The sequence below is a fragment of the Lentilactobacillus sunkii DSM 19904 genome (assembly GCF_001435575.1).
Taxonomy (GTDB): Bacteria; Bacillota; Bacilli; order Lactobacillales; family Lactobacillaceae; genus Lentilactobacillus; species Lentilactobacillus sunkii.
This window is the reverse complement of sequence record NZ_AZEA01000035.1, coordinates 1-15097: the sequence shown is the minus strand read 5'-3', so window position 1 is coordinate 15097 and position 15097 is coordinate 1. Positions and strand designations below refer to the sequence as shown.

Here is a 15097-nt window from a genome sequence, read left to right as displayed (position 1 = left end):
TACCAACAACAGATATTGTAGAACCACTTTCGCATGGGTCCTATTTCTTTGGATTCCGCTATCGCTCTAGGAGAGTTGCGTGAAACGTGTTAAAATTAATTAGTTATTGACTCGTCTGAAAGGAAGTAAATATGAATACTCAAGAATTAGAAAAGGAAGACAGCACCCGCCGGACATTTGCGATCATTTCTCACCCTGATGCCGGTAAAACGACCATCACTGAGCAGCTGCTCTTATTTGGTGGGGTTGTCCGTTCGGCTGGAACGGTTAAAGCCAGAAAAACCGGTAACTTTGCCAAATCAGACTGGATGGAAATCGAACAAAAACGTGGTATTTCCGTTACCAGTTCGGTGATGCAGTTTGATTACCATGGCAAGCGAATTAATATTTTGGATACTCCTGGGCATGAGGATTTCTCTGAAGATACTTATCGGACTTTAATGGCTGTGGATTCAGCCGTCATGGTGATTGACTCAGCCAAGGGTATTGAACCGCAGACCAAGAAATTATTCCAGATTTGTAAAATGCGTGGAATCCCGATTTTTACGTTTATGAACAAGCTGGATCGTGATGGCCGCGAGCCGATGGATTTAGTTGATGAATTGGAAAATGTTTTGGGAATTGAGGCCTATCCTATGAATTGGCCAATTGGCATGGGTAAGACTCTGACGGGCATTTTTGACCGTTATAACCATAATGTCGAACTGTATAACCATGATAAAGACAACAAGCCAACTAAAATTGTCGACTTGGATGACAACAACGATCCAGTGGGTGATGACAAGCTCGCAGAAGATGAACAGTTCCAAGATGCCAAGGATGCCATTGAGTTGTTGGATATGGCAGGCAATCAATTTGATGAAGCTAAGATTGCCACTGGTGATATGACGCCGGTATTCTTTGGTTCAGCCTTGGTCAACTTTGGAGTTAAGACATTTTTTGACGCTTATTTGAAGTATGCACCGGCACCAAGTGCTCACAAGACTGAAGAAGGCCACGTGATTGAACCTGATGACGATACCTTCTCCGGCTTTGTGTTCAAAATTCAAGCAAACATGAACCCTAATCACCGTGACCGGATTGCCTTCGTACGGGTCTGCTCCGGCGAATTTGAGAAGGGCATGGACGTTAACCTATACCGGACCCAAAAGAAGCTCAGACTGTCCAACGTGACCGAATTTATGGCCAATACGCGTGAGAACGTCAAGACGGCGGTTGCCGGCGACATTATTGGCTTATATGATACTGGTAATTTCCAGATTGGCGACACTATCTATACCGGCAAGAAACAAGTTGAATTTGAAAAACTGCCGCAGTTCACGCCTGAATTATTTGTTCGAGTCTCTGCCAAAAACGTCATGAAGCAAAAGTCGTTTCATAAAGGGATTGACCAGCTGGTTCAAGAAGGAGCTGTTCAATTGTACCAATCCTATACCACCAATGATTACATTCTTGGGGCAGTTGGCCAATTGCAGTTTGAAGTTTTCCAATTCAGAATGCAGAATGAATATAATTCTGAAGTTAATATGGATCCAATGGGCCATAAAATTGCCCGTTGGATTGAACCTGACCAATTAGATGAAAAGATGTCGTCGTCTCGAAATCTGCTGGTTAAAGATCGTGCCGGTAATCCATTGTTCTTATTTGAAAATGAATTTGCGCTGCGTTGGTTCAAAGATAAGTACCCGGATGTTAAATTAACTGCTAAACTATAATTAAACTTTGAAAGAAGAGATATGATGGTTTCCAAACATTTATCAGCATGTACAACAGTTCTTGTAGGTAAAAAGGCTTCTATCGACGGCTCAACCATGATCGCCAGAAACGACGATACTTTTCTGCCATTGACACCTCAACGATTTTACGTTGAACAGGCCAACAGCAAACAAAAAGGCGAGTGGGCTTCCAACCAAAACGGTTTCAAAGCACCACTGCCAAAGAAAGCTTACCGTTATTCATTGACCCCCAATGTGGAAGTTGATAAAGAAGGTGTCTATGCCGAAAGTGGTTTTAACGAAAAGAACGTTGCCATGAGTGCGACTGAGAGTGTTTACGGTAATGAACGGGCACTTGCCTTTGATCCGCTGGTTGAAGATGGTCTGGCTGAAGATTCCTTGCAGTCAATGGTTTTGCCATATATCGACTCAGCTCGGGATGGGGTCAAATATCTGGGTGACTTAATCAAGAAATATGGTTCACCTGAAGGCAACGGTGTCTTGTTCAGTGATAATAACGAAGTTTGGTACATGGAAATTGTCACCGGCCACCACTGGGTAGCTCAACGGATTCCCGATGATGCTTACGCGATTGCTGCCAACCAGGTTGCCATTCAACAGGTTGATTTCAACGATCCGGATAACTTCATGTATTCTGATGGAATTGAGAAATTTGTTGAAAAGTATCATTTGAATACTGACAAAGAAGGGTTTAACTTCCGTCATATTTTTGGAACCGATAATGAGAAGGACCGTCATTACAACACTCCTCGGGTTTGGTTTGGCCAAAAATATTTGAATCCAGAAATTGAGCAGTCACCAACCTCTTCAAATCTACCATTTATCTGTCATACTGATCATAAAATCAGCGTCGAGGACGTCGAATATATTTTGAGTTCACATTATAACGAGACTCCTTACGATCCGTTCAGCAGAGCTCATGAGGACACCAAGACACTGTTCCGGCCAATTTCAATGAACAGGACCCAGAACTCACACGTTCTTCAGATTCGCAATGACATTGACAACAATAGTAATGCAATTATGTGGTTATGCTTTGGTGTACCTGCATTTTCACCATACGTGCCATTCTTTGCCAACGCCACGGACACTGATGATACCTACGCTAACACTCCGGTACATTGCGACGATGTGAGCGCCTACTGGATGTATCGTAAGTTGTCAATGCTCGTGGAATCCCATTATTCTGAATTCATTCAAGACGACGTTGATTTCTTGACTGATTCCAAGGAAAAGCTGCGTCGCCATGTTCAAAATACGATTGATGAAAGTAAAGGTTTGAAGGGTGAAGAGCTTACCAACTATCTGACAGAACAAAATCATGAAGTTGTCAAAATGATGCGCATTGCCACTGAACATTTCAATCATCAGTTGATTGAAAAGGGACTGACATTGTCGAAGCTGACATTTAATATGGATAAGAATCTATAAAATGTCACCATTTTTCCATGTACTTAATCACCAGATCAATAAAAGGTTGAACCCAAAACATTCTTGTTTTGGATTCAACCTTTTTAATTATTCATCTATTCGAACATATTCACTGAAGATAACCGATTGATCAGCCAGTTCATACCAAATCAATCCCTGGTCATCCACAATCCTGGCTTTAATTGAAACCCGACTGCCGTCTTCCAAGGCACCAACTGCGGTTCCATAAGGTTCATCAAAGACGTCGATTGGTTGTCCGACAACGAAGTCAATGGTTCCAAACAGCATCACCGGATTTCGTGAAGTTTTGGTGATGGGTGGGATGACGTGATTGGTTGGCGGATCGCTTGGTTCCAAATTAGAATTCTCAATCCATTCGAAGCCACCAATGTTCAGCCAGCTTTGCTTGTCCGTCAAGTCGATGCGGGCAAAAACTTTTGTGATAACATTTGCCGGCAGGCCAGTTTTCAAAGGCTGACCGTTTGGTTCATCGAAAACGTTGTGGTTTGCTTTTAAGCGGATATAGTATTCAACCGGCTGAACTGTTTTCCATTCATTTCGACGATAGTAAAAAATAACACCGTGCGTCTGATCGTCAAAGTAACCATAGGTCTGCCCGGTATTGTTGATAACTCGGTAACCTTCAATATTTTCGGCATGAATGTCATAAGGTTTGCCAAGCTTATCGGAGAGGATTCGAACATGATGCAGAATCTTACCAGTGTCGATATCGACAAAATAAACGATAACTGGCAGTCCATTTTTAAGCCCATATCGTAAAGTGACTTCCTGATCTTCGTCTTCAAAATAAGTTGAGAAATCCTCGATTGACACCAAGTAGTACTTGTCAAAGCTTGGGAATTGAAGGGAAAGCCGGTCGCCGGCGTTACCCATCAAAATATCAGGTTCCTTAATTTCACGGTTATCTTCGTCCACGTAAAAGAAAGTTACCTGCGATTCAATTTTTGGCACTTCTTTGGCTTCGGAAGGAACAATAACCTGATCATCTGTTGACTCATCACCAGGTTCTGTATAGTAAGGCTTTGTAGGCTCATTATCAGTGTCAGCAAGTTGTGGATCTTCACTTATGTTGCTTTCAGGTGAGTGCCAACGCTTCCTTTGATGGTAGTCATGACGCCGACCCCTGCGATTACCATGGATACGAGATTGCGGTGACACAAACGTATTCAATTTTTGCTTAAGCCAGTCCACAAACTTCATCAGTTCGTTACCCCCATCTAAATCTTCTATTAAAAATTATAGCATAATCCGTATGGGCCCAAGGCATTTTCCAATGTTTTTTACTTATCCTTATGTATCAAAAAGCGATCAGGAATAGATTCCCCGATCGCTTTTGATTAAAGCTTATTTATCTGTTTTCTTAGTATCAGGTTTTGCTTTTGTTGAAGCCTTTGCTTTTGCTTCACTCTTGATAACGATGTTACCTTTACTGTCCACGTCAGCTGTTAAGGTAGCAGCACTTTCGTGATCCAAGTAGTAGTCAGCAACCTTATCTTCAATCTGCTCTTGAATGACTCGTCGAAGTGGACGGGCACCCATAGCTGGATTGTATCCCAAGTCAACCAATTTAGCCTTGGCCTTGTCAGTCACATTGATTTGCAATCCTTGCTGCTTGAGCATGCCGTTGACGTCATCAATCATCAGAGAAACAATCTTCATCAAATTATCCTTTGATAATGAGTGGAACTCAACAATGTCATCGAAACGGTTCAACAGTTCAGGCTTGAAGTAGTCAGTCAATTTATCAATAATTGAATGAGTCTTGCCGCTTGCCGCTGCACCGAAACCAACGTTGGCTTCCGCATTACCCTGGCCGGCATTACTGGTCATGATAATGATGGTATCCTTGAATGAAACCGTTCGTCCTTGGCTGTCAGTCAAACGACCATCGTCAAGAATCTGCAGGAACATATGAAGAACATCAGGGTGGGCCTTTTCAACTTCATCGAGTAAAATCAATGAGTATGGGTGACGACGAACTTGTTCAGTTAACTGACCAGCTTCTTCGTACCCAACATAGCCAGGAGGTGAACCGATCAGCTTAGCCACTGAATGCGGCTCCATGTACTCAGACATGTCAAACCGGATCATGGAATCCTTCGAGCCGAACAATTCATAAGCGAGCTGCTTAGCCATTTCAGTTTTACCAACACCGGTAGGGCCGACAAACAGGAATGAACCGATTGGACGTCCGGTTCCGTTAAAGCCAACCCGGTTACGACGGATTGCCCGAGCAACCTTTTCAACAGCTTCATTTTGACCGATAACGTGTTTTTCAAGGTTAGGGGCTAAGTTACGAAGCTGCTGCTGTTCCTTGGTTTGTAATTCGCCAACAGGAATTTCGGTTTTCTCTTCAACAATCTTTTCCATATCCTGGGCAGTTACTTTTGGTGTATCTGCAGAATCCACGGAATCGCTGGATTTGGCTTTTTCAAGTTTGGTTACCTGGTCACGGTAGTAGGCGGCTTTTTCGTAGTCTTCACTCTTAAGAGCGGCCTGCTTCTGCTTTTCGGCGTTTTGAATCTTTTCATCAACCGTGTGAGGATCAACGGCATTGATGGTCAAATTCTTTCGTGAACCGGCTTCATCAAGTAAATCGATGGCTTTATCAGGAAGGAAACGATCCTGAATGTAACGATCGGACAGCTTTACAGCTGCATCAATCGCGTCATCAGTATACTTAACATGGTGATAATCTTCGTAACGTTTTTGAATACCCTTCAAAATCTTGACAGATTCTTCGGGACTTGGCTCGTCAACCGTTACCGGCTGCAAACGACGGGCTAATGCTGAATCCTTTTCAATATCACGGTATTCCTTTAAAGTAGTGGCACCGATTAACTGAAATTCGCCTCGTGCCAATGCTGGCTTCAAAACGTTTCCGGCATCCATACCGCCTTCAGCATTTCCGGCACCAACAATTTCATGAATTTCATCAATGAATAAGATGATGTCCGGGTTATCCTGAACTTCTTTGATCAACTGCTGCATTCTTTGTTCAAACTGACCACGGATTCCAGTGCCTTGAACAAGTGAAACCACGTCAAGACGAATAATCTGTTTATTTTGAAGCTTGGAAGGAACGTTGCCGGAAACAATTTCCTGGGCTAATCCTTCAACAACGGCAGTTTTACCAACACCGGCTTCCCCAATTAAGACGGGGTTATTTTTGGTCCGGCGGTTTAAAATCTCAATCACACGTTGAATCTCATTGTCACGGCCAATGACAGGGTCAACTTTGCCATCTCTGGCAAGCTGAGTCAGGTTGATACCATATTGACCAAGGAGTGAATTGCCTCCCTGACCACCTGTTCGAGGCCTGTTGGGGCCGCCATTGTTTGGTCCCATTGGTTGGGTTGGTGGCACTTGTTGACCATTGGTAGGGTCAACGTTTCCGCCTTGCATTGCACGGAAAATGTCATCTAATCCACCAAAACCGAATGGATCTTGAGCCATATCTTGAGCACCTCCTGTATTACGTTGTTTATTGGATAGGAGTTGATAGCAATTCTGGCAAAGGTTAATTGTTTGCTTTTGCCCATTCACATTTGTATATAAGTGAATCGTTGCTGGGTTCTTATGGCAATTTTGACATAGCATTAATTGCTTTCCTCCTTTAATATAGAAATAAAAGGACAAGGAGGATCTGAAAGTTACTGACCAACTTTGACCTTTGAGATTAATTATACAACATGATTATGTGTAATCAAGTAATTGAACTTCAATGAAGCTGAAAGGAGATGAAGTCTTGTGGCAGAAGCGAGTACCGATTATAACCAACTACTGAATAAGCTGGAATCCGGAGAAATTGACAAGATTGAAGTGAAGCCCGAATCGTTTATGCAGTTCCAAACGGCATATATGAACTTTGACCATCGCAAGCGGGTTATTGGGTCCGCAACCGAGGGTGGGGTCATTACGTACGTTTATGAAAGAGATGACCAAAACAAAACTTCTTAAAAAACACTGTAAGCGGTTAAGTTTAAACTTGTATTTTCCCTTATATATTGCTATTCTTAATTAAGTAAAGAACTAAATTTAAATTTTGAGAACAACCTTCAAAATTTATAATCTTATCAGAGGAGATTGATTAATAATGGAAAAACGTCAATACAACATCATTGCAGAAACAGGAATTCATGCACGTCCAGCAACATTGTTGGTTCAAACTGCCAGTAAATTCAACTCAGACATTACCCTTGAATACCAAGAAAAGTCAGTTAACTTGAAGTCCATCATGGGCGTTATGTCACTTGGTGTCGGCCAAAGCGCAGCTGTTACCATCACAGCAGACGGCGACGACGAAAAAGAAGCAATCGATGCTATTAGTGAAACAATGAAAGCAGAAGGACTGACTGAATAATTTCATGAAAGAGTTTAAGGGGATTGCTGCAAGTGATGGGATTGCCATTGCATCTGCATTTAGGTTAACTGAACCTGATCTTAGCTTTAAAAAGCGGAGCATTACGAATGCCTCTGATGAAATTAAGCGGCTGTATGCTGCGATTGATGTCTCAAAAGATGAACTTTTAACAATTCAACAAAGAACCCTTGAAGACCTCGGCAGCAATGAAGCTGAGGTCTTTAAAGCTCATGTAGCAATTTTATCTGATCCCGAGATGCTCAAGCGGGTCAAGTCTACCATTGAAAAGGAAAAAGTAAACGCCGAGTATGCTTTGAATAAAGTGACTGACGGTTATATCAAGATTTTTAATTCAATGACGGATAATGAGTATATCAGGCAGCGTTCTACTGATATTCGTGATGTTACCAAACGGGTATTGAGTCATCTGTTGGGCGTTCCTTTGGTTGATCCTGCACTGATTCATCATCAGGTCATTATTATTGCCCATGATTTGACACCGAGCAACACTGCCCAATTTGTCCCGACATATGTTAAGGGTATTGTCTCTGATATGGGCGGGCGGACATCTCATTCAGCAATTATGTCCAGGTCACTGGAAATTCCAGCAGTTGTTGGATTCAAAGGTGATCTTTCGGAGATCAAGAATGGCGACATTGTGATTGCTGATGGTTCAACCGGCAATGTAATTGTGAATCCCACCGATGCACAAAAAGATGAATATACTCAAAAACAGGCTGATTATCGCCAACGCAAAAGTAAACTGGCTGGTTTTAAATATGAAACAACCAGTTCTTCTGATGGCAAACATCCAATTATTGCTGCGAACATCGGAACGTTGGAAGACCTTGGCGGCGCTATTGAAAATGGTGCCGAGGGGATTGGCTTGTTTAGAACCGAATTCTTATACATGGATTCCAACCATCTGCCAACAGAAGATGAACAGTTTAAGGTATACAAAACGGTGTTGGAGAAGATGCACGGCAAACCGGTTATTATCCGAACAGCGGACATTGGCGGTGATAAAGACCTGCCTTATCTGGATGTGCCTGAAGAAGCCAATCCATTCTTAGGCTATAGGGCGATTCGGATGAGCTTGGACAAGCCGGATATTTTCCGGACCCAGCTGCGGGCGCTTTTACGCGCCTCTGCATTTGGCAACTTATCCGTGATGTTTCCGATGATCACAACGATTAATGAGCTGAAAAAAGCGAAGAACGTCATGAATCAGGAACGGATCAAGCTGATTCGAGAAAAGGTGCCGGTAAAGCCGATCAAAATCGGAATTATGGTTGAAGTACCGGCTGCCGCTATATTAGCCGATCAATTTGCTAATGAAGTTGACTTCATGAGCATTGGAACCAACGATTTAATTCAATACATTATGGCTGCCGATCGTGGTAACCGGATGGTATCTTATCTGTATCAACCATATAATCCGGCAGTGTTGAGATTGATTAAGCATATTATTGACGCCTGCCACGACAATAATCTTCCCGCTTACATGTGTGGTGAAATGGCGGGAGATCAAACGGCCATTCCAATTCTTGTTGGAATGGGCCTCAATGAGTTTTCAATGAGTGCTTCCTCTATCCTCAAGTCACGGGCGTTGATTAAACGTCTTGATTCAAGAGAAATGGTTACTCTTGCCAATAAAGCTGTTACCATGGCAAGCACCAGTGAAGAAGTCACCGCATTCATACGTCAGGCAACTAATCATATCCAATAGATTTATAAATAACTTAAAGAACAAGCTGCTAAGGGCGTCAGAACGTCTGTTAACGGCTTGTTCTTTTTATTTTGGCGGTTTGCAATACCAGAACTAAACAAATATAATTACAATGATTGTGAGACAACGCGTTTACGTGGGGTAATGGCACGATTTGTGTTTCACGAACAGGTCCAAGCCGATCATTTATTAGAAAGGGGTGTCAACCGTGAATATTGGGATTTTTACAGATACATATTTTCCACAGGTTAGCGGTGTTGCAACCTCGATTAAAACGCTCAAAAATGCCCTTGAACGACAGGGCAACCAAGTATACATTTTTACCACGACAGACCCTCACGTGGATAAAGACACATATGAACGAAATATTTTCCGATTTTCAAGCATTCCTTTTATCTCATTTACTGACCGACGAATTGCTGTTCGGGGGTTGTTTCAAGCTTATGAAATTGCCAAAGAATTAAATCTTGATATTGTCCATACCCAGACCGAATTTTCAATGGGGATGATTGGCAAATTTGTGGCAAAGAATTTAAACATTCCGTGTGTCCATACCTATCATACGATGTATGAAGATTATCTCCACTATGTCGCAAACGGGAAGCTGCTCAAACCGGTCCATGTCAAAGAAGGTACTTTGGCGTTCTGCTATCATTTGTCAGGGGTCATCGCACCCAGTGATCGGGTGTTGGATAAGCTGACCGATTATGGTGTCAAAAGTGAGATGCGCATTATTCCAACCGGAATTGATGTTGATATGTATGCCGAAGAGATTAAGACCGATATTCGTTCAGAATATCATATTTCAAAAGATACACCGCTGATGCTTTCAATCAGCCGTTTGGCGTATGAAAAAAACATTTCCGAAATCATTGATTATCTGCCGAAGATTCTTGAACGGGTTCCCGATACCGTTTTGATGATTGTTGGTGACGGGCCGGCAAAAGATGACTTGATGAGCCAGGTTCATGCATTGCAGTTGGATGATCATGTTATCTTTACCGGGGAAGTAGAGAACGACCACGTTAATGCCTTCTATCGGGCTTGTGATGTCTTTGTTTCCACTTCCAAATCAGAATCTCAGGGACTTACTTATATTGAAGCCATGGCTGCTGGACTTCCGGTGGTCGTTTCGGCAAGTGATTATACAAATGGCTTGTTAAGTTCTGAGACACTTGGGCAAACATTTGACAAGGATGACGAGTTTGTGGGAATTGTAACTAAATATCTCAAGCATGAGGTTAACACCACAACGCCAAAGGCCAAACAGATTTTAAAGAAAAAACTGACTGCGATTTCTGCCGAAACATTTGGTAAACGGGTGATTGATTTTTATCGATCGGTTGCAGTTTCACAAGAGCTTCAAGACGATGCGACAACCAACATCGAATAGTATTTCCATAAGGAGTTTGTATGTTAAAGATTAATATGTTCTCAACCGCCGATAAGGTTAAGGGACAGGGGGTCGGCAGTGCATACTTAGAGTTGGTGAGAATGCTGAAAGAACATTTTCCCAATGAGTTTGCAATCAAAATTAATAGCTATGCACCGGCAGATATTAGCCATTATCACACGATCAATCCCAGCTTCTATCTGTCAACATTCTCCAAAAAGCGGGGCCGTAAAATCGGCTATGTTCATTTTATCCCGGAAACTTTGGAGGGCAGCCTGAAGATCCCTCAACCTTTTAAATCAATCTTCTATAAATATGTAATTGCTTTTTACAAACGGATGGATCATATCGTCGTGGTTAATCCATCGTTCATTCCCAAGTTGGAAAATTATGGGATTCCCAAAAATCGGATTACGTATATTCCAAATTTTGTCAGCAAAGACGAATTTTATGATGTTGACGATCGGACAAAACGCTCTTTGCGGGTGAAGCATGGCTATGATCCTCAGCGATTCACAGTGTTGGGGAGCGGCCAAATCCAAACACGAAAGGGTGTATTGGACTTCGTAAAGTTGGCAAGGCAGAATCCAAATGTTCAATTTATCTGGACCGGCGGTTTTTCATTTGGAAAAATTACTGAAGGTTATGCCGATCTTGAGAAGATTGTCAAAAATCCACCCAGCAATCTATCTTTTCCCGGTATTATCGACCGGTCAAAAATGGTGCAGTACTATAACATGGCTGATCTGTTCCTCTTACCGTCTTACAACGAACTTTTTCCAATGTCGGTACTAGAGGCATTTTCAACAAATACACCTGTGATGCTTCGGGACTTGGATCTTTATAAATCAATTATCGGGGGTTATTATCTGCCGGCTGATAACGAAGACATGATGAACAATCAGCTTCACGAACTTCTTTTGAACCCTGACAAATTGGCGGATCTAAAAAGGGAAACCACAATCGCCAGCGAACGTTATTCTGAAAACCATTTAGCCAAAGTTTGGTATGATTTTTATAATCAACAGTCTAAGGAAGGTTAATAATGTCACGAAATAATAAAATTACCCTTTTTGCGATGGTAATCATTGGGTTGGCAATTATTGCATACTCAATGAGAGACGTTAAGCTCAGTGTGTTAGTCCATGACATGTTTACTTTGAACCCGTGGTGGCTTTTAGTAGCCTTTTTGTGTATCTGTGCTTATTTGCTGATTGAAGGGGTTATTACAAAAGTCCTCGTTTCCAACCGAGTTGCCCATTTCACTTTTAAGGATGCACTTAGGGTGCCCTTAGTCGAACAGTTGTTTAACGGAATTACACCGTTTTCATCAGGTGGGCAGCCCGGACAGTTGATCGTCATGCTTCAGACAGGTATTGACGGTGGCCGGGCAAGTTCGGCATTATTAATGAAGTTTGTGGTTTATCAAGGGATGATCGTGGTCAACTTCTTTATAAGTTTGATCATCGGGTTTCACTTTGTGGCCAGCAAACTGCACTTTTTGGCTTTATTTGTCCTTTTTGGTTTTTTGATTCATTTCTTTGTGATCGTTGGCTTGTTAATGATTATGTACTGGCCATCATTTACAAAGAAGTTGGCCAAATTACTTTTTCATCCTGTAAAATGGTTTATAAAGGACGAAAAGTTTTATTCAATGAGGGAAACAATGTACTCAAAAATCGACAATTTGTTTGAAGAAAGTGTTCGGATTGGTAGACAACCGAAACTTTTGTTCAAAGTGGTGATTCTCACATTTTTCCAACTCCTCTTTTATTACTTAATTCCATATTTTATTATGCTGTCCTTGGGATACACCGGTGTCAATGTGATTATGGTTACCAGCTTACACATCATGATTGTCATGATCATTTCGTTATTCCCAATTCCCGGAGGATCAGGTGGGGCTGAGTTTAGCTTTGAATCACTATTTCACAGTTTCATTTCCAGTAACAGCAAACTGGTGTTGGCAATGATTATATGGCGAGTTTTAACGTACTATTTTGGAATGGCTGCTGGGGCCGGCGCATTATTGGTCAAACCAGATAAAGTTGATGATTCTGATAATCAAGTCAAGTAACTGATTATTGGAAATATTTGGAGGAACAGGAATGTTAACGGATAAGAAATATCGTTTTTCAAATCTTATAAACACAAGAATCGGCTTTTTCCTGCTGATTGTCATATTGTTTTGTATTAAGACTTATATTGCGTACCAAACCAAATTCACTTTAGGTGTTAAAGGCGGCATGCAGGAATTTATTTTGGCAATCAACCCACTTCCCGCTGCTCTTCTGACGTTTGGGATTGCTCTGTATTTTAGTGGCCGTTTATCGTATTGGTTGATGATGATTATTGATACCTTGGAAAGCATTTGGGTTTTTGCCAATATTGTCTACTATCGTGAATTTTCTGATTTTCTTTCTTTAGGCATTATCAAAGGCAGCGGCAATGTTCAAAACAACCTGGGGAAGAGTTTAGCTGAGATCATTCATTTCAGTGACTTTTTTATTTTCCTGGATATTGTTATATTGGTCGGTTTATTGGCTTTTCATATTATCAGGATCGACGCTGAACCTTTTAAAAAACGGTATGCAATGCTCATTACACTTGTTTCGTTTCTTCTGATGGGCGGCGAATACGGACTCGCAAATATGGACCGATCAGGGTTATTGACCCGTACTTTTGATAATAATTACATCGTTAAATACTTAGGTCTCAATGAATATGCAGCTTTTAATATATATCAGACGCAAAAGGAATCAGCTACCAGATCCAAAGCTAAAGCAAGTGATATGGATAGTATTCTAAAATATTTGGACCATAGCCGCGCTAAAGCCAACCCGGTTTATTTTGGCAAGGAAAAAGGGAAAAATGTTTNTGGCAAGGAAAAAGGGAAAAATGTTTTCATTATCCATTTGGAAAGTTTCCAACAATTCCTCATTGACTACAAGGTTGATGGACGTGAAGTCACACCTCATCTAAATGCGTTCTTCCACAATAAAAATACCATTGGATTTGATAACTTTTATCATCAAGTGGCCCAAGGGAAAACTTCCGATGCTGAAATGATGTTGGAAAATTCTCTTTATGGATTGCCACAAGGATCCGCCATGGTGACCTATGGGGCGCAAAATACGTACCAGGCAGCTCCAGCAATCTTAGATCAGCGTGGCTACACAACTGCGGCATTCCATGGGGATGTTCCAAGCTTTTGGAACCGTGACAGTACCTACAAATCATGGGGCTACGATTACTTCTTCAGTTCCCAATACTATAAAACAAAGCCTTCGTATAGTGTTGGCTATGGTTTGAAAGACAAAATATTCTTCAGGGATGCCGCCAACTATGTTCAACAGTTGCCACAGCCGTTCTATGCCAAATTTATTACTTTAACCAATCATTACCCATACTTGCTGGATAAGCAAAACACCGATTTCCCTGCCACCAAAACGGGGGATAAGACTGTTGACCCTTATGTTCAGACTGCTCATTACCTGGATCAGGCATTCGCAGAATTTATGAATTATCTTAAGCGAACCGGACTCATGAAGAACAGCATGATTGTCATTTATGGGGATCACTATGGTATTTCAAATAACCATCGACCGGCAATTGCCCAATTACTTCATAAAAAAACGATCACTAACTATGATCTAGCTCAATTCCAAAAAGTGCCATTTATGATTCATGCCCAAGGTTTGAAGGGCGGGATTAATCACACTTACGGAGGAGAGATTGATGTTCTTCCGACAATTCTCCATTTGTTGGGTGATAAGAACAATAACACGATTCAATTTGGGACCGATCTGCTGTCCAAGCAGCACGATCAACGAGTTGCATTCAGAGATGGTGACTTTGTGACTCCTGAATATACGAAAGTTGGATCTGATGTCTATTTAACTAAGACAGGCAAGGAGATTACACCTAATGCTGCGCAAAAACGGCAGTTGGCAAGTATTCAAAACCATGTTACAACTGAGCTGTCATTGTCTGATCGTGTGATCTGGGGAGACCTGTTAAGGTTCTATACTCCAAAAGGCTTCAAAAAAGTGAATCGCAAAGACTTCACTTATCAGTACACGAAGTCGTTGGATAACTTGAAGAAAGCACAAAAAGAACATCCAACCAGCATTGAAGCTAAAAATGATGGTAAGTCGACAATGAATTTGTATAAGACCGATGCACCGGAATTAAAATAAATGATCCAATGTAAGAGCAAGACATAAACGTCCTGCTCTTTTCTTTTGATTTAAAAGGGGTCAATGTTTGTTTGAACTGAGCAATCAGAGTGGTCCATCAATTAATTTCAAATTAACTATTGACGGATGGGTTCAAATTAGATATATTAATAGATGCTGATTTAAACGAAGCGCTCAACAAAATCATTTCAACAAAAAAGTTTTTGTTGACTCAAGTTGATCAGC

Annotated in this window: 11 protein-coding genes and 1 pseudogene; 10 read left to right on the top strand and 2 right to left on the bottom strand. The window is 41.5% G+C overall.

Annotated elements, in window-relative coordinates:
• Nucleotides 1-131: 131 nt before the first annotated feature.
• Both FD17_RS12175 and FD17_RS12170 read left to right on the top strand, forming a co-directional pair.
• Nucleotides 132-1715: a peptide chain release factor 3 gene (locus tag FD17_RS12175; RefSeq protein ID WP_057826452.1), complete on the top strand. Its 1584-nt coding sequence runs from the start codon at nucleotides 132-134 to the stop codon at nucleotides 1713-1715.
• A 21-nt stretch (nucleotides 1716-1736) separates the two neighbouring features.
• Nucleotides 1737-3167 carry a C69 family dipeptidase gene (locus FD17_RS12170; RefSeq protein ID WP_057826451.1) on the top strand — a complete coding sequence of 477 codons (1431 nt, stop codon included), beginning with the start codon at nucleotides 1737-1739 and terminating at the stop codon, nucleotides 3165-3167.
• Nucleotides 3168-3254: 87 nt separating this feature from the next.
• On the opposite strand, the gene FD17_RS12165 is transcribed toward FD17_RS12170, so the two are convergent.
• Together FD17_RS12165 and FD17_RS12160 are read right to left on the bottom strand one after the other, a co-directional pair.
• Entirely contained in the window at nucleotides 3255-4388 is a 1134-nt protein-coding gene (locus FD17_RS12165; RefSeq protein WP_057826450.1) for a MucBP domain-containing protein, read from the bottom strand.
• A gap of 144 nt (nucleotides 4389-4532) precedes the next feature.
• Nucleotides 4533-6788, bottom strand: coding sequence for an ATP-dependent Clp protease ATP-binding subunit (locus tag FD17_RS12160; RefSeq protein WP_057826449.1), 2256 nt, complete (start codon nucleotides 6786-6788; stop codon nucleotides 4533-4535).
• Nucleotides 6789-6938: 150 nt separating this feature from the next.
• Between FD17_RS12160 and FD17_RS12155 the strand changes: the two genes are divergently transcribed.
• The 8 genes and pseudogenes from FD17_RS12155 to FD17_RS13485 all read left to right on the top strand — a co-directional run.
• On the top strand, nucleotides 6939-7148 hold the full coding sequence (locus FD17_RS12155) for a hypothetical protein (protein WP_057826448.1): 210 nt from the start codon (nucleotides 6939-6941) through the stop codon (nucleotides 7146-7148).
• Between the two features lie 136 nt (nucleotides 7149-7284).
• Nucleotides 7285-7551: a phosphocarrier protein HPr gene (locus FD17_RS12150; RefSeq protein ID WP_054769440.1), complete on the top strand. Its 267-nt coding sequence runs from the start codon at nucleotides 7285-7287 to the stop codon at nucleotides 7549-7551.
• A 4-nt stretch (nucleotides 7552-7555) separates the two neighbouring features.
• Complete coding sequence (ptsP, locus tag FD17_RS12145) at nucleotides 7556-9280, top strand: phosphoenolpyruvate--protein phosphotransferase (RefSeq protein WP_057826447.1); 1725 nt, start codon at nucleotides 7556-7558, stop codon at nucleotides 9278-9280.
• Nucleotides 9281-9488: 208 nt separating this feature from the next.
• On the top strand, nucleotides 9489-10673 hold the full coding sequence (locus FD17_RS12140) for a glycosyltransferase family 4 protein (RefSeq protein ID WP_057826446.1): 1185 nt from the start codon (nucleotides 9489-9491) through the stop codon (nucleotides 10671-10673).
• 20 nt (nucleotides 10674-10693) lie between these two features.
• Nucleotides 10694-11716, top strand: coding sequence for a glycosyltransferase family 4 protein (locus FD17_RS12135; RefSeq protein WP_057826445.1), 1023 nt, complete (start codon nucleotides 10694-10696; stop codon nucleotides 11714-11716).
• Between the two features lie 2 nt (nucleotides 11717-11718).
• Entirely contained in the window at nucleotides 11719-12750 is a 1032-nt protein-coding gene (locus FD17_RS12130; protein ID WP_057826444.1) for a lysylphosphatidylglycerol synthase transmembrane domain-containing protein, read from the top strand.
• 31 nt (nucleotides 12751-12781) lie between these two features.
• Nucleotides 12782-13550 (top strand): annotated as a pseudogene (locus FD17_RS13490) (LTA synthase family protein); the annotation flags it as partial.
• 1 nt (nucleotide 13551) lies between these two features.
• The coding region (locus FD17_RS13485; protein WP_235803223.1) for an LTA synthase family protein at nucleotides 13552-14872 on the top strand (1321 nt) is incomplete at its 5' end.
• Nucleotides 14873-15097: the final 225 nt, after the last annotated feature.